The sequence below is a fragment of the Anabaena sp. UHCC 0204 genome (assembly GCF_009711975.1).
Classification (GTDB): Bacteria; Cyanobacteriota; Cyanobacteriia; order Cyanobacteriales; family Nostocaceae; genus Dolichospermum.
Genome location: NZ_VIKW01000034.1, coordinates 22388 through 40623, shown reverse-complemented (window position 1 = coordinate 40623; position 18236 = coordinate 22388). Strand labels below are relative to the sequence as shown.

The 18236-nt window shown below is 37.7% G+C and carries 17 protein-coding genes; 10 read left to right on the top strand and 7 right to left on the bottom strand.

Going from position 1 to position 18236, the window contains the following annotated elements:
• Positions 1-127 precede the first annotated feature (127 nt).
• A complete protein-coding gene (locus FJR04_RS21010) occupies positions 128-322 on the top strand; it encodes an NAD(P)H dehydrogenase subunit NdhS (protein WP_168498417.1) in 195 nt (64 codons plus the stop codon).
• Between the two features lie 182 nt (positions 323-504).
• Positions 505-1164 (top strand): HAS-barrel domain-containing protein, encoded by a 660-nt coding sequence (locus tag FJR04_RS21005; RefSeq protein ID WP_168498398.1) that lies wholly within the window; start codon positions 505-507, stop codon positions 1162-1164.
• 22 nt (positions 1165-1186) lie between these two features.
• On the opposite strand, the gene FJR04_RS21000 is transcribed toward FJR04_RS21005, so the two are convergent.
• Positions 1187-2566: a sensor histidine kinase gene (locus FJR04_RS21000; protein WP_174763564.1), complete on the bottom strand. Its 1380-nt coding sequence runs from the start codon at positions 2564-2566 to the stop codon at positions 1187-1189.
• A gap of 706 nt (positions 2567-3272) precedes the next feature.
• Between FJR04_RS21000 and purB the strand changes: the two genes are divergently transcribed.
• Positions 3273-4568 (top strand): adenylosuccinate lyase, encoded by a 1296-nt coding sequence (gene purB / locus FJR04_RS20995; protein WP_168498413.1) that lies wholly within the window; start codon positions 3273-3275, stop codon positions 4566-4568.
• Between the two features lie 259 nt (positions 4569-4827).
• Here purB and FJR04_RS20985 read toward each other — a convergent pair whose 3' ends face one another.
• The 3 genes from FJR04_RS20985 to FJR04_RS20975 all read right to left on the bottom strand — a co-directional run bounded on the left by FJR04_RS20985 (position 4828) and on the right by FJR04_RS20975 (position 9563).
• Positions 4828-6342: an AAA family ATPase gene (locus tag FJR04_RS20985; protein ID WP_168498396.1), complete on the bottom strand. Its 1515-nt coding sequence runs from the start codon at positions 6340-6342 to the stop codon at positions 4828-4830.
• Between the two features lie 244 nt (positions 6343-6586).
• On the bottom strand, positions 6587-7249 hold the full coding sequence (locus tag FJR04_RS20980; protein ID WP_168498394.1) for a hypothetical protein: 663 nt from the start codon (positions 7247-7249) through the stop codon (positions 6587-6589).
• Between the two features lie 376 nt (positions 7250-7625).
• Positions 7626-9563, bottom strand: a complete 1938-nt coding sequence (locus tag FJR04_RS20975) for an FAD-dependent oxidoreductase (RefSeq protein WP_168498411.1) — start codon at positions 9561-9563, stop codon at positions 7626-7628.
• Between the two features lie 163 nt (positions 9564-9726).
• Here FJR04_RS20975 and FJR04_RS20970 point away from each other — a divergent pair, with 163 nt between their 5' ends.
• A complete protein-coding gene (locus FJR04_RS20970) occupies positions 9727-10500 on the top strand; it encodes an ABC transporter permease (protein ID WP_168498392.1) in 774 nt (257 codons plus the stop codon).
• A 7-nt stretch (positions 10501-10507) separates the two neighbouring features.
• Here FJR04_RS20970 and FJR04_RS20965 read toward each other — a convergent pair whose 3' ends face one another.
• On the bottom strand, positions 10508-11560 hold the full coding sequence (locus tag FJR04_RS20965) for a glycosyltransferase family 1 protein (RefSeq protein WP_168498390.1): 1053 nt from the start codon (positions 11558-11560) through the stop codon (positions 10508-10510).
• A gap of 19 nt (positions 11561-11579) precedes the next feature.
• Complete coding sequence (locus FJR04_RS20960; RefSeq protein ID WP_254445337.1) at positions 11580-11864, bottom strand: glycosyltransferase; 285 nt, start codon at positions 11862-11864, stop codon at positions 11580-11582.
• A 228-nt stretch (positions 11865-12092) separates the two neighbouring features.
• Here FJR04_RS20960 and FJR04_RS20955 point away from each other — a divergent pair, with 228 nt between their 5' ends.
• Entirely contained in the window at positions 12093-12986 is an 894-nt protein-coding gene (locus FJR04_RS20955; protein WP_168498388.1) for an ABC transporter ATP-binding protein, read from the top strand.
• Positions 12987-13067: 81 nt separating this feature from the next.
• Here the strand turns inward: FJR04_RS20955 and mtnA are convergent, their stop codons facing one another.
• A complete protein-coding gene (mtnA, locus tag FJR04_RS20950; protein WP_371418183.1) occupies positions 13068-14114 on the bottom strand; it encodes an S-methyl-5-thioribose-1-phosphate isomerase in 1047 nt (348 codons plus the stop codon).
• Positions 14115-14478: 364 nt separating this feature from the next.
• Here mtnA and FJR04_RS20945 point away from each other — a divergent pair, with 364 nt between their 5' ends.
• The 5 genes from FJR04_RS20945 to lptB all read left to right on the top strand — a co-directional run bounded on the left by FJR04_RS20945 (position 14479) and on the right by lptB (position 17865).
• Positions 14479-15636, top strand: coding sequence for a DUF58 domain-containing protein (locus tag FJR04_RS20945; protein WP_168498386.1), 1158 nt, complete (start codon positions 14479-14481; stop codon positions 15634-15636).
• Between the two features lie 71 nt (positions 15637-15707).
• Positions 15708-16073 (top strand): ferredoxin thioredoxin reductase catalytic beta subunit, encoded by a 366-nt coding sequence (locus tag FJR04_RS20940; RefSeq protein ID WP_168498384.1) that lies wholly within the window; start codon positions 15708-15710, stop codon positions 16071-16073.
• Positions 16070-16462 (top strand): DUF309 domain-containing protein, encoded by a 393-nt coding sequence (locus tag FJR04_RS20935; protein WP_168498382.1) that lies wholly within the window; start codon positions 16070-16072, stop codon positions 16460-16462. Before FJR04_RS20940 ends, FJR04_RS20935 begins: the two co-directional genes overlap by 4 nt.
• Before the next feature lie 154 nt (positions 16463-16616).
• On the top strand, positions 16617-17108 hold the full coding sequence (locus tag FJR04_RS20930) for an LptA/OstA family protein (protein WP_168498380.1): 492 nt from the start codon (positions 16617-16619) through the stop codon (positions 17106-17108).
• A 28-nt stretch (positions 17109-17136) separates the two neighbouring features.
• Complete coding sequence (gene lptB, locus FJR04_RS20925) at positions 17137-17865, top strand: LPS export ABC transporter ATP-binding protein (RefSeq protein ID WP_168498378.1); 729 nt, start codon at positions 17137-17139, stop codon at positions 17863-17865.
• Positions 17866-18236: the final 371 nt, after the last annotated feature.

Sequence of the window (18236 nt, the reverse complement as noted above, 5' to 3'; positions counted from 1 at the left end):
TGACAGAAAATGCAGGGAGCAGGGGAAAGAATTTCCTAATGACAACTGACAACTGACCAATCACCAATCCCTCTTCCCTGCCATAAGCATTAAGCTAGTAGATAGGAAACCAATAAGGGTAAATATGATGATCTTGCCTGGAGCAACTGTTCGTGTCAAAAATCCCGCTGATACATATTATCGGTCTGAAGGACTTGTACAAAGAGTTAGTGATGGTAAAGTAGCTGTACTGTTTGAAGGTGGTAATTGGGATAAAATCATTACTTTCCGTCTGACAGAGTTAGAAGCCGTAGAAACTACAGTCCAGAAAAAAGGGAAATAATCATTTAGTTATTAGTCATTAGTTCTTTGCTAAGACTATTGACTAATAACGCTTTTCCAGAATTAATAATTAAAAAAGTAGATGAAACAAGTTGGTTGAGAATTTTTAATGGTTGGTTGATTTACGTCTTTGTGTACTAGAGATATGTTTATTCATTTTTAATTTTTAATTTTTAATTGTTTATGCGTCTACCTTTACCACAGTTTGCTACTGGCGATCGCCATCCCCAACACCTTGCAGAGGTAATCGAAACTACAACAACGGAATTTTTGGCTCAGTGTTTAGAACCAGAAGATTTGAGTTTTCCGCCCATGCCACCTTTTGGAAGTTGGGTTTGCGCGGCGGATGAGGAATCGGGGAATCAAGTTTATGCTGTGGTCTATTATGCCACAACTATGCCTATTGATTCTGTACATCGGGCTGTTGCTTTGGGGTTATCTTTAGAAGCTTTGCGTGAGGAACAACCCCAGATATTTGCGATGCTAAAAACTGAATTCCGAGCGGCGATTGTGGGATTTCAAGAAAAATCTTTGAATATGAGTGATAACGGTAGAATTCATCAATATTTACCCCCCCGTCCTCCACAAATTCACCAAGCAGTTTATCACTGTCAAACAGAAGCTATAATCCAGTTTACGGAACAATTTGATTTTTTGCGGACATTACTTTTTATTAATGGTGCGCCAGTAGATTCTTTGGCCGCAGCAGTTATTCGTGGTGTATATCAGTTACGTAAAAATGACAGAGAATGGTTAATTAGAGCAGGACGACATTTAAGTATATTATTAAAGGATGATTATGACCGTCTACGTTTTATTTTGAGTCAAATTCACCCTTATTAAGGTAAGTTAAAAAGCCAAAAACCTATTTGGAGTGATTGTGATTAGAGATAACTGGAATTTTGATAATAAACTCAGAGCCTTCTCCAGGTGTAGATATACAATAAAACTGACCACCGTGTTTTTCCACTATAATTTGATAGCTGATTGATAATCCTAATCCTGTTCCTTTGCCTACAGGCTTGGTAGTAAAAAATGGATCAAATAATCGCTTTTGGATATGCTCTGGTATGCCTGAACCATTATCAGCAATACTAATAATAACATGATTGTCATTTGTGAGTTTTGTGCGAATCCGAATTTGAAGATTTTTGCGCGTTTTAAGAATTAAATTATCACTTTCAGAAAGCGCATCAATAGCATTAGCAAGAATATTCATAAATACTTGATTTAGTTGTCCTGCATAGCACTCTATTAAAGGTAATCTTTCATATTCTTTAATTATTTCAATTTCTAATTGATTAGGTTTAGCTTTCAAGCTATGTTGAAGAATTATTAATGTGTTCTCTATCCCTTCATGAATATCAACGGATTTAATTTCTGCTTGATCCAGTCTAGAAAAGTTACGTAATGATAGGACAATTTCATTGATTCTTGTTGCCCCAACTTGCATAGAAGATAATAGTTTGGGCAAATCTTCCTTGATAAATTCTATCTCAATTCCTTGTTCTTTTGCTTGTGATACTACATCAGTATAGGATTTCTTTTGTTGATAACATTCTATGACATAAAGTATATCTTTAACATATTCAATAGCATAATTGAGATTTCCATAAATAAAATTCATAGGATTATTAATTTCATGGGCAATACCAGCTACTAATTGCCCCAAAGCAATCATTTTATCGTTTTGTAATAAGCGACTATAGTTATGTTGAAGATCACGAAAATCGGCTTTGGCTATTCTAGCTTTTTCTTTTTCTTTTTGTAGGCGATGTATTGTTAAAATATGAATTTGAGAATTGGCTAAAAGTAACTGATGAAAATCTAGTAATCCATACTGATAAGATTGATCGGTAATCACAATTGTTTCATAGACTTGTTTGTGCGATCGCCCTAAAGCTATTTGAGTTGCTTCCACAATTGGTGTATCCTCTGGCAAAACAAGTGCTTTTGGTTGTAGAAAATTATAAAAATATTCAATAGGCCGCCCTGCAAATAGTCCTAAACCATAGGGACGACTCATTTGCTCAAAAAAAAGCCTACGGGAAATCATGCCTGCATATTTTTGATTTTTAGTCAAGATAATGCCTGGTAATAAAGGTTCTGCTTCAAAAAGTTTGGCTAGTTCATTACCTGGATGATCTATCTCTATTTGAATTGTCCAAACTGGTAATTCCTGTAAAGTTGACTCTAGCTTGAGATTTGGCAGATCCACATCTTTAATGCTCTGTATAGCCAGCATCTTTCCATCCTTAACCTGAATTTAATATTGGTTTACGTCTTTCGCATTATTGCTGAAACAGAAATTGGTCATGTCAAATCACTAGTCAAATTGATCAGGCGTGATAGTTTTAGTATTCCCAATATCTTGAGGAAAATCTTTACTTATCAGCCAAATTTTGATCTTAGATTTTTACTTGATTGATGGTGATTGATAAATTATGGCTATAGCATAAGTGCTGACTTGTCAGTTCGCATCCTCTCAAAGGTAAATATTTACTAGGCTTAATCTAGATTATAACCATAGGACTTACGCAAGATTGAACTCAAAACCTGATTATTGCGTAGGGGTAATTCATGAATTACCCCTACTTCCATTCTGTTTTGCGTAAGTCCTAAACCAGACAGTAGATGCCTATTGATTATCAAAATAACAGGCTACTTCATGCTATCACCTAGCCTTTAACTAAAGGTTAAGAAGCTAGATTGAAACTCGGTGCTGATATTTTTTACCTATTTCTTAATCTCTAGTTAATAAAGTTGGATTTACACAAAAAATTGTTAATTGATTACCTAGCGGATAAGTAGAAATCGCCATACCTGTGGGTAGCCACCAGCTTTCTATTTGGCCAATAGATTTAAAACATCCTTTGAAAGGAAAATAGGAAGACTCAATCTCTGGGTAATTTACAATGTAAAATATGACGGTTGTATTAGATGCTGTGAATGTGATTGAGCGTTATACTTTGCCTGAGATGGGCGATTTGTGGAGTGAAACCTATAAGCTGAAAACCTGGCTAGATGTAGAAATCGCGGTTTGCGAAGCACAGGCAGAACTGGGTTATATTCCAGCAGCAGCAGTTGAAGAAATTAAGGCTAAGGCGAATTTTGACCCGAAACGGGTGCTAGAGATTGAGGCGGAAGTCCGTCATGATGTCATTGCCTTTTTAACAAATGTTAATGAATATGTGGGTGATGCTGGGCGTTATATTCACTTAGGTTTAACTAGTTCTGATGTTTTGGATACTGCTTTAGCACTACAATTAGTGGCTAGTTTGGATCTGTTGTTAAAACGTCTAGAAGATGTAATTGAGGCAATTCGGAAAAAAGCCACAGCACATCGGGATACAGTCATGATTGGGCGATCGCATGGTATTCACGCTGAACCAATTACTTTTGGTTTTAAGTTAGCTGGTTGGTTAGCGGAAGTATTACGACACAAAGAACGCTTGCAAATTTTGAGGAAAACTATTGCTGTTGGTAAAATATCCGGTGCGGTGGGAACTTACGCCAATATTGAACCTCGTGTAGAAGCGATCGCTTGTGCAAGACTTGGACTCAAACCTGATACTGCTTCCACACAGGTAATTTCCCGTGATATTCATGCTGACTTTGTGCAACAGTTAGCATTACTCGCTGCATCCATAGAACGTTTTGCTGTAGAAATTCGTAATCTGCAAAAAACAGACGTTTTAGAAGTGGAAGAATTTTTCGCCAAAGGGCAAAAAGGTTCTAGTGCAATGCCTCACAAGCGTAATCCCATCCGTTCTGAACGGTTAACAGGGATGGCGCGACTGGTGAGAAGTCATGCAGGGGCAGTTTTAGAAAACGTCGCTTTATGGCACGAAAGGGATATTTCCCACAGTTCTGTAGAACGAGTGGTTTTACCAGACGCTTGCATTTTGACTCATTTCATGATGCACGAAATCACCAACTTGGTAAATAACCTGTTGGTTTATCCCGAAAATATGGCTCGAAATCTCAACTGTTATGGCGGGGTAGTCTTTAGTCAAAGAGTCTTACTCACTTTAATAGACAAAGGACTTAACCGCGAAGAAGCTTATGCCATAGTTCAAGAAAGCGCCCACACAGCATGGAATAAACCCGAAGGAAACTTCCGTTATTTAATCAGCAAAGATCCTCGTGTCACTCAAAACTTGACACCAGCAGAGATAGAAGCCTGTTTTGATCCACAACATCATCTCCAGCATTTAGAACAAGTTTATCAAAGACTAGGTATTTAAGCCTGGAGGCTGGGGATTGGGGATTAGTCAGTTGTCAGTTGTCAGTTGTCAGTTGTCAGTTGTCAGTTGTCAGTTGTCAGTGGTGATTGGGAAACTTCTTTCCTGCTCCCTACTCCCTGCTCCCCTGCTCCCCTGCTCCCCTGCTCCCCTGCTCCCCTGCTCCCCTGCTCCCCTGCTCCCCTGCTCCCCTGCTCCCCTGCTCCCTTCCTTGCCCCAACGACTATTTTTAACGCCAACCTACTGAGAATCCGGGTGGTTGCTATGAATTCTGCCGTTGAATACGTTCACTCAAAGGACTGTATTTGGAAGCTAAACGCGCCCTTCCAGCCGCTGCCCATTCTTGGAGTTTCTGAATCTGCTCGACAGCAGTTCGGGCTAAAGGGATAATTTGACTAGCGGCTTCTAAAATATCATCTGTGGTGAAATCGCGGTTTTGGCTAAAGCCTATGTGCATGGCTTCAATTAAAGTTTGCTCAATTTCTGCTCCAGAAAAGTCGGGGGTTTCGTAGGCTAACCGCTCTATTTCATAGCTGTTCAAGTTATGGGGACGTAAGCGAGATAAATGCACATTAAAAATCGCTTTTCTTTCTTCTTGGCTAGGTAAACCGACGAAGAAAATTTCATCAAATCGGCCTTTCCGCAGCATTTCTGGTGGTAAGGCTTGAATATCGTTAGCAGTGGCTACGACAAATACAGGGGAAGTTTTTTCGGCTAACCAATTGATAAAAGTCCCAAATACTCGGCTGGTAGTGCCGGCATCACCTTTGCTACCCAAACCAGAAAAAGCCTTATCAATTTCATCAATCCAGAGTATACAAGGCGCAAGGGCTTCTGCTACCTGTATCATTTGCCGAGTGCGAGATTCTGATTCACCCACTAAACCGCCAAATAAACGCCCTACGTCTAAGCGTAACAGAGGTAAATGCCAATGATGGGCGATCGCTTTGGCTGTTAAAGATTTACCAGTTCCCTGAATTCCCACTAACATTAATCCACGGGGATGAGGTAAACCATATTGGCGGGCTTTTTCGCTAAATGAACCACCGCGCCGAATTAACCAATCTTTCAAATTATCTAAACCACCAATATCAGTAATTTCTTCAGTGGCGGGGTAAAAATCGAGAATTTGGGTTTGGCGGATTGTTTGACGCTTTTCTGCTAAGACTAAATCTACATCTTCTGGTTGTAATTGTCCATGGGAGGCGATTGCTCGCGCTAATACGCGACGAATTCTTTCCATGGATAACCCTTGACAAGAACGCACTAAATCATCCAAAAATCTACCAGAAGGGGAATTATTAGTTGCTGCTAATAATCGTTCTACCTCGGTTTTGATTTCTAGGGCGTTGGGTAAAGGAAATTCAACCACTGTCAATACTTCTGTCAAATCGTCAGGAATAGCTACCCGTGGTGATAATAAAACAATATTTTTCGGTTGCGATTTCAGCAGTCGGGCTAAATTCCGGAGTTTACGAGCGATCGCCACATCGTCCAAAAACCGATGATAATCCCGTAAAATTAATACCGCAGGTGCAGTAGCTGTCAATTTTTCGACAAACTCTAAAGCCTGTAATGGGTTACGTTTGCCAAATCCTACATCATTAGGACTTCCCTGATACCCATCCACGAAATCCCAAGTGTACACTGGACGATTACCTTGATTGATCGCCTCTTCTCGAATCGCCGCTTCCACTCTTTCCTCTTCATAGGTGGGAATATAAATTAATGGGTAGCGGGCGCGGAGTAAAAGTTTAAATTCATCACGGAAATTCATAAGAAAGCAGAAATTTTTAATGTTAGGAAAAAATGAAATTTGATGTTATTACTCAAAGTAATACTTGGTTTTCTTATTTATCAATTGTATATTGTCCATTGTTAATTAATACCTTGTCCAAATCAAAAAAAGTCTTGATTTGTAGGTTGGGTTAAGCGACAGCGCAACCCAACAAATACGTCGGGTTTCACTTCGTTCTACCCAACCTACAAAAAATGGACAAGGTATTGTTAATGGCAGGGGATTAATTCACAATATTGACATTTCTAATTGTCTGATGTATTCCGAATATACCTAATAGTATCATAATAATGCCAACTATTAAAATTTTTGTTTGGATGAGACTAATTCCTACTAATACTACAACAGACCACAAAATTTTTTTTTTAAGATTATCGGTTTTTTGTTTTTTCACCCTCTTTTGTTCTTTATAAAGTAAATCTTGAACAAGATTACGGTTTTCTGGAGATTGCAAACATATATGATGGAAATAATGAACTTGACCATTTATGCGATGTCGAATTGATGAATCTTGATATAAAGGTAAGTCGCAAATAGAACAGCTTTTAAAAATATAAGCATTAATTCCCTCTGTGATAGGATGACCACATTTATTACAGTGCCAAGAAGTAGTTGATTTAATTATATAATGATTTGTTTTACATAAAGGACATTGGATATTAGTATAAATATCGCTATTTTTCCATTCTGAATCTACTTTTGCACGACATTCATCATGAAATTTTTTCGTGGAAATTTCATGTTTAGTCACAGGAAAGTTTTGACGACAAATTAAACAGTTGTTATATAAAACTTTATAATCTTCTGTTTTGCAATGAGGACATCTTGTCAGGCGGCTACTAACAAAGCCATTACATTTTATACACTTAAGTAATTCATCTGCCATCTTTTTATTTATAGTTTAATTGTCAGTATTTTCAATTGAAAAGGGGAAAAGAAATTTGGTACTTAGATAAAAACACTAAGAAACTAGTCTCAAAAACCTATGCCCAAATAATTTGTTTATTGATATATATCTTTGTCATCGCTCTGGATGAGTTTGAGATTTTTGTGTCTTCAAAAAAATCTGAACCTCCATATATTTACTGAGGTTGCTTTCCTGATTAGACTAATATATCATACATATTATATATGGATAAACTTCTAGTGGGAAGGAAGTATAATATAAATTATAGCCAAGACACTTGCTTGCAGTCGGTGAAGCCAGTGGTGTAAAATTTATGATAGCCAGGAGTGGAGAATTTCCTGGCTAATAACTTGATTTAAACTTGCAATAATCCCTCTGGATTGACTGTTAAAAGCGATCGCCTTTGTAATCCTTCTTGATGTAAAATTTCATTAGCAGCTAATAATCCACTGCTGACTGCTCTTTCCATTAAACCACAGGGAAACGGCATTTTCACCCAATCACCAGCAAAGAATAAGTTACTAATATTTGGGTTAGTTTCTGGACGTTCTTTGTAACTATAGGGAGGATAACCAGAAAAATTATGTTGATTGACTAATTCCCGATGTAAAACTTTAGCTGTTTTCAATTCCGGAACAATATCATAGAGTTCATTCTCAAAGGTTGTTAATAAGTCTTCTTGGGTAGGAAATGCTTTTTCTTTATAACAGTATGCGTGTAGTTCTACCACACTTCCTCCTGTTTTTTCTGCCCAATCAATAAATTGTTGTTGAATGCGATGATAGAGAGTAATACTATCAGTCAGTGCATAACCAGACAAAGACGTAAAATTACTATGTTCCCATTGAAAATCTTGATCAAGCCAGAAACGACAGACAGCAAAAGGATCAGCAATACTCAATTTTTCAATTTGCGATCGCACTTGTTTATCCACATTTCCATTCATCCGTTTAAATAATTGTTGAACTCCAGGAACATCTGTAGCAAAAACATAATAATCTGCACTGATAATTTCTGGTGCTGATGATGTTTGATTAACTGCAACTAATTGCAATTTATCATCCTGTTTTTCCATAATTTTAAACGTTGCTAAATCTCTTTTAGCAGGTCCCTTAACAACCTTCCCCTCAGCGGTAAATACTGCACCATGACAAGGACAATGAAACTGTCCATCTGCTGCTTTTTTGACAGTACAACCTTGATGAGTACAAGTCAGAGAAATTGCTGTTTGACTATCATCAGCAACCGCAAAAACCTCATCAGCAGCACCAAAATATGTCATTTTTTCATCGTTCATAGTAGAGTTGCGCTGAACTGAAAAAGGGACATGATATTGATTGTCATCTACATAATATTTAATTCCTGAAATCTTCCCCGCTTCAGTGACAATTTCACTCACATTTACATCTGTGATAATTTTCCCATTTTTTTGAATACTTTCAGCAATAGGTTGGACTAAACTTGTCCCCATATCATCTTTTGTGCCATTAAAAGCCAGTCCTTCGGGATTACCAAAAAAGTAAAAATGGAAGAACTGCATTAATTCACCTACACTCATTAAATCTGGTGAATTTAAACTAGATTTAGCAAAAGGAAGGAAATACAAATCATATAAACCTTGGGGAAATTCCGTTTTTACCCAATCCGCAACAGATATATGATCAAAACGTTGATAATTCTTTTCTCGCTGAAAACCACTAATAGCTTGAAAAACCTCCAAATGCTTAAATTTGGTCAGATTAATCCCCCATTTTAAGCGATTAGGAGAAGCGATCGCTAAATCTACAATATTCCAAGGAAAAGCCGAATGTGTCGGACGAAATACCTCTGGTTGATATTGAGAACCACGATAAACTAAAGAATAAGAATTTAAGGATTTAAAATTATCCTTGATCTCTAATTCTGATACTAAACTATTTAAGTTATAATATTGGGGAAAAAACCCATGAAACCCATGTTCCATCATAAAAGTTTCACCCACAGCCTCAATTTTCCAACTGGCAATTTTGCCACCAAGTTGGGGAGACTTTTCTACAAGTGTAACTGTAAATCCTCGCTGAACTAATTCATAAGCACAAGCTAAACCGGCTAAACCCCCGCCAATTACAACTACACTTTTATGATTATTGATCATTCTGGGTAACTCCAGAGTATCAAGTTGAAAAATTGTTGGTTGTGGTTTACTAAAACGGGAATATCCAGTGACTCCGACAATAGTCCCTACACCAAATAATTTTAATAATGTCCGCCGGGAAATGGTAGATACTTCTGGTAAACTAATTTTTTGGCTCATGATTAATGCAATTAAACTTTCACGATGAAATACAGCAGCAAATGATAAATAGAATTTAACAGCTTTTTCTGTAAATTGCCAATGTATAATCATCTTAAATATCCCCGATTTCTTGCAGAAGTCAGGGATATAATGTGGTAAAATTAGATATTAACTAATCAAAATGAAGTATTGGCAAGAAACTATTGCTGTCACTCAGCGGATTTTAATTGAACTTTTCCGACGCAGACGCAGCCTCATTTTTTGGAGTATTTTTCCCATTTCAATTTTAATCCTCAACGCATTTATTTTATCAGAACGGGCAAAATTCACAATGGCTGTAGCTTTTGAAAACGCTGCACCGTCAACATTAGTAGGTGCGGCACTTTTTTTTAGTTGTTTGGGTGGAAGTGTCGCAACTGTAGTTGCAGAAAGAGAACAACAAACCCTCAAACGCTTGTTCATTTCTCCCTTAAGTGGCACATCCTATTTTTTAGGAATTTTCCTCGCTCATAGTACCATTGGTATAGGACAAACTCTGCTGGTTTATACTATTGCTGCTTTTTGGGGTGCAACATTTAAAGGTTCGATTTTTTTGGGAATCACAATTATTTTATTAAGTATAGTGGCTTATGTTGGTTTAGGCTTTATTTTGGGTACACAATTAGCACGCAGAATTGAAGATGTTAATGCTTTAGTTGCGGCTTTTGGAGTTCCTTTATTAATTTTAGGAGGAGCATTTTTACCAACTTCTTTATTTCCCAAAACTCTCTTAGATATTGCTCAATATAATCCAATATATCACATGAATGAAGCCCTCTTAGGAGTTTCTGCTCAGGGAGATAACATCAACGATATTCAATCACACTTTATTTTTCTCTTATTGTTTGCATTAGTTATGTTAATTTGTGGTTGGTTATCTTATAGAAGGATGTTAATGGTAGAAAGGAGATTGTAATCCTCTATTAAGGTTGAGAAAATAGCAATTTTGCAATATATTCGGCATTTCTTTTTTCTCTCCAAATCCAATGATTATCTTGTCCTTTTTCTCGAATATGAATAATAGCTGCCTCGATAACTTGCTCTAAATCATCTAAATTAGAATAGGATGAACCGATAGCAATAGGCCAGGTAATTTGATGCTGAATTACTGGATAATTGGGAGCAATAATATAACATCCACAAGAACCGGCATCACTAATGACACCACTAGCGCGATAATAATAACGCTCTTGATCAAAATCGGTGACTAAAATATCTAATTGTTGTAAAGCATGAAGATAATCTTCATCTTTTGTGGTATCAATAAAAGTAATATCTAAGCAGTTTTCTAAATATTCAGGTTTTTGTTTAATGGGTGTACCAATAACTAATTCTATTTGCTGAGGATGTTGAGTAACATAAGCTCTAATTTTTTCTAAAATCTTATTAATGGGTTTATCTTGACGAATAATTCCGATGATGCCGATTTTGATTTTATCATCTTCTTTTAATCTTTCTTTTGGCTGTAATTTCGGTGTAACTTCACTAATTATAGGATGAGGAATCACAATTTTAGAAGCTGGGGAGAATTTCAAATCATTTCTGATATAATCATCATCTAATTCTAAAAGCACTACCTTAAATTGAGGATTTGCTTCTAGAAATTTTTGTAGATAAAGAAAACCCCAATATTTGATTTTATTTTCTTGAGCAAATAATTGATTACCGTGAATACCTAAAAATACTTGTTTTCCTGTTGATGCTAACATTGGTAACAGGGCTAAAAGATGTTGATTATAGATTTCCATCACATAAATACTATCCACATCTTTCAGAGATAAAGCTTGTAATCCCATTGAAAAATGACGATATTCACGTCTTAATTGTAATCCGACGGAATAACTAGGAATGGCTTGGGTGAATCTTATAAACCATTTAGTTAACGGTCTTTCTATGGTGACAAATCCGATTGTATGATTAGATAAATGTTGATTAATACGTAATAGTTCTCTGAGTCCTTGATGAAATAGCTGCATATTATGTTTATGGTTTATGTTAAAAAATAGTTACAAAAAATTTATAAACACCAGGAGGAAACCATCTCCGAGCAAAAGCAAGTCCCTGTTCAGCTTTAAAATAATATTTTAGAGGATAGGTTTCACTCCAATTAGATATATGCTTTTGGACTACCTCCGCGGTCTGATCAGTGCTATTGTTATCAATAATGAGAATTTCCCAATTTAGCTTTTCTGTTTTAACTTGCGATCGCAATTTTTCCAGGACATCTAATATCAGTTTTTCTCCGTTGTAGATACAGATAACCACTGTAAAATCAACCATAAGTCCTTGTAATATCTACGTTATCACTCAATTAGCTGGGAATGCGATCGTATTTCTCTGGGGTTTATTATAAAACTCACTCAAGTGCGTAATTACTCTTAAGTAATAGCGCAAAAAATGTTATTTGGCAAGCAAATGCTCTCAAAGCTTGTTCTCTCTAGTATTTAAGGACTTCTGTCAGACAGTTAAACTTAAGTTGACAAAATGAAAAATATCTGAATCATCAATATGCTGAAAATCAAAAATTTAAACAAAGCTTACAAAGCAAGAAAAGTCCTCGAAGATTTGACATTACATATTGACGGAGGAGAAATTTACGGTTTATTAGGAGCAAATGGAGCAGGAAAAACGACAACAATTAATATTATTTGTAATTTACTCACGGCTGACAGCGGTTCTATTACTCTAAATAATCAACCTGTTTCTGAAAAAACCAAAAAATTAATTGGCATTGCTCCCCAAGAAAATTTATTATATAAAACTCTTTCCTGCGAAGAAAATCTCAATTTCTTTGCCGATATTTATGGTTTAAATCGTCAAACCCGTCAACAACAAGTTATAGAAAGTCTCAAAGCTGTTAATTTATTAGATAGAGCCAAAAGTCCTGTAGAAACCCTGAGTGGGGGAATGCAGAGACGTTTAAATATTGCAGTAGCTTTGGTACATCAACCGCAATTAGTAATTCTTGATGAACCAACAACAGGTTTGGATATTGAAGCCAGATATGAAGTTTGGGAATTAATTAAAAATCTCAAAAATCAAGGATTAACAGTTTTATTAACTACCCATTTATTAGATGAAGCAGAACGACTTTGTAATCGGATTGGGATTTTAAAAAATGGGACAATTTTAGCAGAAGGGACTTTAAATGAATTAAGAAAATTAATTCCTGCTCAAGAAATTGTCATTATCCAAACCAAGCAGGAAGAAGACGCAATTAATCAAGCTGAAAAATATGGTTTTATCCCACGACGTTATGGTAGTGATTTGGCTTTTTGGTTGCCAGAAATACTAGAATTGCAAGAAATTATTTCCCGATTTGAAGGAATACAAATTGATTCTATTTCCCGGCAACCTGTAAGATTAGAACATATTTATGTGGAAGTAACTCAAGGTAATTAGAGAAGAAACAGATGGCAATTGTAAATCGCGGCTAAACCTACCTGCGTGGGTTCAAAGAGTCCGCCTTCGCGGACTAGTTATCTATATTTTCCCTTTTGCAGTTAATAAATCATCAGGAGAGAAAGCACCATTTTCTGTAATAATTGCTGTGATTAAATTAGCAGGTGTAACATCAAAAGCCGGGTTATAAAATTCCACTCCTGGAGGTGTGAGGATCGTTTCACCTATTTGATAAATTTCTCCTGGATGACGTTCTTCAATGGGAATTTGACTACCATCAACTAATTGAAAATCTACTGTAGATAAAGGTGCAGCGACAAAGAAAGGAATATTATGGGCTTTGGCAACTATAGCTAAACTGTAAGTTCCGATTTTATTGGCAGTATCACCATTAGCAGCAATTCTATCAGCACCCACAACCACAGCATCAATTAAACCTTGTTTCATGCAATGGGCAGCCATATTATCGGTAATTACTGTGACGGGAATCCCTTCTTGTACACATTCCCAAGCAGTGAGTTTTGCACCTTGTAACCGGGGACGAGTTTCGTCTGCAAATACTCTTGCTAAACGTCCTTCTTTCCAAGCAGAACGAACTACACCTAAAGCTGTCCCATATCCAGCGGTTGCTAAAGCCCCAGCATTACAATGAGTAAGTATAATTAATTTATCAGGGGTTTTCGGTAATGCGGCTAAACCATGATCACCTATAGCTTGACAAGTTTGCAAATCTTCCGCATTAATCTTTTGGGCAGTTTCTAAAAGAGTTTGTTGAATTTCGGCAACTGTTCCCACGGTTTCATAGGCTGTTTGCATCATTCTGCCAATTGCCCAAAACAAATTTACCGCAGTTGGACGAGTAGAACGCAACAAATTAGCTACTGTTTCCAGTTTAGTTAAAAACTCCTGGCGATCGCTCGTTTCAATTTCCCTTGCACCCAAATACATCCCATAAGCCGCAGCTACTCCAATCGCCGGCGCACCTCTGACAATCATTGTTGTAATGGCTTGTGCCATATCTTCACTGCGGTGAATCTCCACCACTGTATATTCATTAGGTAGACGAGTTTGATCAATGAGTGATACTGAATTATTTTGCCAAATAACGGGATAAACCATGTTGTTAATTGTCAGTTGTTGGTTGTCAGTTGTCAGTTGTTAGTGGCAATAGATTACAGGGAATTTTTATATATAGCAATCCTCAATCATTATTAACGTAAGTTGCTAAGTAGGTTGGCGTTAAAAATTGTCGTTGGGGCAAGGGAACAGGGAACAGGGAACAGGAAGAGAGTTTTGGGCGATTTTACTTTTCTTCACATACCTTTAAATTTTTCTGCTCACCTACTTAGTTAAAGAAATTGTCAGAATCAGGATGTCCAGGATTTAAGGATGTACAGGATTAAGACTGAGATTTTATCACCAATCACCAATTACCAATTACCAATTACCAATCACCTATTCCCTCTTTCCCAAATTAAGTTAAAAAAGAAAGATGAAAATTACTAAAAAAATCAACAATTGGCTAGAAACTCATGCTGCTGCACCTGCTTATGGCGGTTGGGTGTTAACGGGAATCTCCATAGCTTATTTAGGTGCAGCAATTAATACAATGGCTGGCTGGCTGTATGTCATTAGTGGAGTCAGTTTTGCCCTTTTGGGGGTATCAGCTTTTATTGCACCGCGATCGCTTGTGGGTATAATTGTCAAACGTCGTCCCATTGAACCAGTAACCGCAGGTGATGACCTCAAAATTGAGATAGAAGTTGAAAATCACAGAAAACAACCTGCAAGTTTATTACAAATTAGAGACATTATCCCATTTATTTTGGGTCAACCTGTCCAGCAAAGCATTGAAAATATTCAACCACAAGATAGTTACCGCTGGATATATTATCACCCTACCCAACAGCGAGGCGTTTATCGCTGGCACACAGCAGAATTAGCTACAGGTGCGCCTTGGGGTTTATTTTGGTGTCGTCGTTCCCGTCCGTGTGAAGCTAGAGCCATAGTTTATCCTACCGTCTTACCCCTGACTACTTGCCCTTTAGTTGATGAAATGGGACAAGATGAAAGCCAACGGGGAGATCCTCGTGGTAAACCTTTACAGATGGCAACAACGGGATTAGTGCGATCGCTGCGTCCCTATCGCATTGGTGATCCTACCCGGTTAATTCATTGGCGGACTAGCGCCCGTTATGGAGAATTACGAGTGCGGGAATTAGAAGTAATTACCGGGGGACAAGAAATTATTATCGCTATAGATAGTTCCTTCAAGTGGGAACAAGAACTATTTGAACAAGCTGTGATTGCTGCCGCATCCTTGTATTTTTATGCCCAAAAGCAAAAACTGCAAGTGCAAATATGGACAGCAGCTACAGGTGTAATTAAAGGCGATCGCTCTGTTCTAGAAACCTTAGCAGCCACCAACCCCATCGAAAAAAACGGACTACCACCAGATTACTGTCCCTTAATTTGGCTGACACAAAACTCCTTTACCACATCCTCCTTACCCCTTGGTAGTCGTTGGGTACTATGGCAAAATCCAGCTTCACCAGCAGAAACCGTCATTAATCGAGACTATCCCGGCATCATCATCCAAAACGAACAAGAACTACAACCCCAGTTACAAAAAGCTCTCAGTTCATTTTAAATTTTGAATTGATTTCTCACACTGAGCCTGATGTACAATGCAAGAAAACATTAAAATTTAAGGGCGGCACAATGGTCAAATCAGAAGTTAATTCAAAATCCACTGATAAAAATCTAGAAGCAATGCGGCATTTTTCCGAACAATACGCCAAGCGGACTGGAACATACTTCTGTTCTGAACCTTCCGTTACCGCAGTTGTCATCGAAGGACTAGCCAAACACAAAGACGAACTTGGTGCGCCTTTATGTCCTTGCCGTCACTACGAAGATAAAGAAGCAGAAGTTAGTGCTGCCTTTTGGAACTGTCCTTGCGTACCCATGCGCGAACGCAAAGAATGTCACTGTATGCTATTCCTCACTCCTGACAATGAGTTTTCTTGCGATAAACAAGAAATCTCCCTCGACACGATTAAAGAAGTTCGGGACAGTATGGGATGAACGACATCATGCCGGCAGAGTTTTGGCAAGGTATAGAACAGTTCAATGCAGGACAGTTCTATGCTTGTCATGACATTCTAGAAGCACTCTGGATTGACAGCATTGAACCAGATAAAACTTTTTATCAAGGAATTCTCCAAATTGCTGTAGGACTATATCATCTGGGTAATTGTAACTGGCGAGGAGCAATGATTCTTTTAGGAGAAGGTAGCAATCGCCTCCGGCGTTATTTACCCAGTTACGGTGGTATTAATGTAGAAGAATTATTTACTCAAAGTGTAGATCTATTAAAAACACTACAACAAGCCAGCCTAGAACCGATCGCCACCAGTGAATCGGCTCAAAATCAAGATTGGCTTTTACCAAGTATTTCCTTTAGTAAGGATTAGCACACTCAACGCTGGCGGGAAATTAAATAGCGAAACCAAACGCTTGCCAAAACCGTCCATGATTGCTAGTTGCTACACTATATCAATTGGGAATTAGTCCAGATTACCTTTAAGCAATCAGAATACCACCAAAAGTCTTTCATTGTTAATTGCTATGATACATCGCTATCAATTACTAAAATCACAGATAAACCGTTTTTTATTAGCCTTAGCAGTACCAATTTCCCTCGTAGGAGCAGTAACCCTTCCTACCCAATTACAAACCGCTACAGCCCAATCTACAGGAAATCGTCCCTTGACTATCCGCTCGGATATTCAAGAATATGATGCTAAATCTCAAGTAATTACGGCTCGCGGTAATGTACAAATGCTGTATCCAGCAAGGCAAATTCAAGCCACATCTGCCCAAGCACAATACTTTAGTAAAGAACGACGGATTGACTTCAGCGGCAATGTTTATATTTTGCAACAGGGTAATAATAGTATTCGTGCCGAAAAAGTTACTTATTTAATAGACGAAGGGAAATTTCTCGCCTTACCTCAAGCTAACCGTCAGGTAGAATCTGTATACATGGTAGAAGATAATGCGATTAGACAAACTACGACACCAGCCCCAAAAACCCCAGCCCTGAAGCGTTCTAATTAACATCTACACCTAGATAAAAGCGCCCATAGTGAAAATTGTTTTAGAGAATATTCACAAATCTTACGGCAAGCGATTAATTGTCAATCGCGTTAGCCTTTCAGTTAGTCAGGGGGAAGTTGTCGGTTTACTCGGTCCTAATGGGGCTGGGAAAACGACAACATTTTATATTGCCACAGGTTTGGAAAAACCTAATCATGGCAAAGTTTGGTTAGATAATTTTGATATTACTAATTTTCCCATGCACAAAAGGGCTAGATTAGGAATTGGTTATTTAGCCCAAGAAGCCAGTGTATTTCGTCATCTTTCAGTTAGAGAAAATATTCTTTTGGTATTTGAGCAAACTCGCGTTCCTCGTTGGGAGTGGGGACAACGACTACATACTTTATTGCGGGAATTTCGTTTAGAAAAAGTTGGTGATAGTAAGGGTATTCAGCTTTCTGGTGGGGAACGACGACGGACAGAATTAGCTAGGGCTTTAGCAGCAGGTAAAGATGGACCCAAATTCCTATTTTTAGATGAACCTTTTGCAGGGGTTGATCCTATTGCTGTGTCAGAGATTCAGGAAATTGTCGGCCAATTGCGCGATCGCGGTATGGGTATTCTCATCACAGATCACAATGTCCGCGAAACCCTGGCCATTACAGATCGTGGTTATATTATGCGCGAAGGACAAATTCTCGCTTTTGGTACTGCTGATGAACTTTACAATAACCCTTTGGTGCGACAATTCTATTTAGGCGATAACTTTTCTGCCTAAATTCATTATTTTTATAAAATGCTATAAATTACTATTTAGTACCGCAGAACGGGATTAAAAATTAATCATTAAAAATCAAGAAAGTAGCTTTTTTCAGCAGTTATTACCTGCGACAATTAACCCCTAAATTATATTAAATTCTTTCTTCTTTTTTTTCTGACTTCTGTACGGGCGTTCGCGGAGCGTGCTGGAAGCATCAGCATTCGGATAATCAATTATCGGTTTTTCCCAAGTAGGGGCGAAGCATTCGGGCGACAAATTATCGGTTTTTCCCAAGTTTATTTTCCGAATGCTTCGCCCTTACAACTCCTGACTCTTACTCCTTCCATATCATGATTTCTAAACAGCTTAAACCATTCTCTTATTTCATT

Coding starts and splice junctions, on each gene's coding strand:
- FJR04_RS20980 (WP_168498394.1), bottom strand. CDS start 7,249: ATGGCAGATGAATTACTTAAGTGTATAAAATGTAATGGCTTTGTTAGT.
- FJR04_RS21005 (WP_168498398.1), top strand. CDS start 505: ATGCGTCTACCTTTACCACAGTTTGCTACTGGCGATCGCCATCCCCAA.
- FJR04_RS21000 (WP_174763564.1), bottom strand. CDS start 2,566: ATGCTGGCTATACAGAGCATTAAAGATGTGGATCTGCCAAATCTCAAG.
- FJR04_RS20970 (WP_168498392.1), top strand. CDS start 9,727: ATGAAGTATTGGCAAGAAACTATTGCTGTCACTCAGCGGATTTTAATT.
- FJR04_RS20930 (WP_168498380.1), top strand. CDS start 16,617: ATGATACATCGCTATCAATTACTAAAATCACAGATAAACCGTTTTTTA.
- FJR04_RS20985 (WP_168498396.1), bottom strand. CDS start 6,342: ATGAATTTCCGTGATGAATTTAAACTTTTACTCCGCGCCCGCTACCCA.
- FJR04_RS20955 (WP_168498388.1), top strand. CDS start 12,093: ATGCTGAAAATCAAAAATTTAAACAAAGCTTACAAAGCAAGAAAAGTC.
- FJR04_RS21010 (WP_168498417.1), top strand. CDS start 128: ATGATCTTGCCTGGAGCAACTGTTCGTGTCAAAAATCCCGCTGATACA.
- FJR04_RS20965 (WP_168498390.1), bottom strand. CDS start 11,560: ATGCAGCTATTTCATCAAGGACTCAGAGAACTATTACGTATTAATCAA.
- FJR04_RS20945 (WP_168498386.1), top strand. CDS start 14,479: ATGAAAATTACTAAAAAAATCAACAATTGGCTAGAAACTCATGCTGCT.
- FJR04_RS20940 (WP_168498384.1), top strand. CDS start 15,708: ATGGTCAAATCAGAAGTTAATTCAAAATCCACTGATAAAAATCTAGAA.
- FJR04_RS20935 (WP_168498382.1), top strand. CDS start 16,070: ATGAACGACATCATGCCGGCAGAGTTTTGGCAAGGTATAGAACAGTTC.
- FJR04_RS20975 (WP_168498411.1), bottom strand. CDS start 9,563: ATGAGCCAAAAAATTAGTTTACCAGAAGTATCTACCATTTCCCGGCGG.
- FJR04_RS20960 (WP_254445337.1), bottom strand. CDS start 11,864: ATGGTTGATTTTACAGTGGTTATCTGTATCTACAACGGAGAAAAACTG.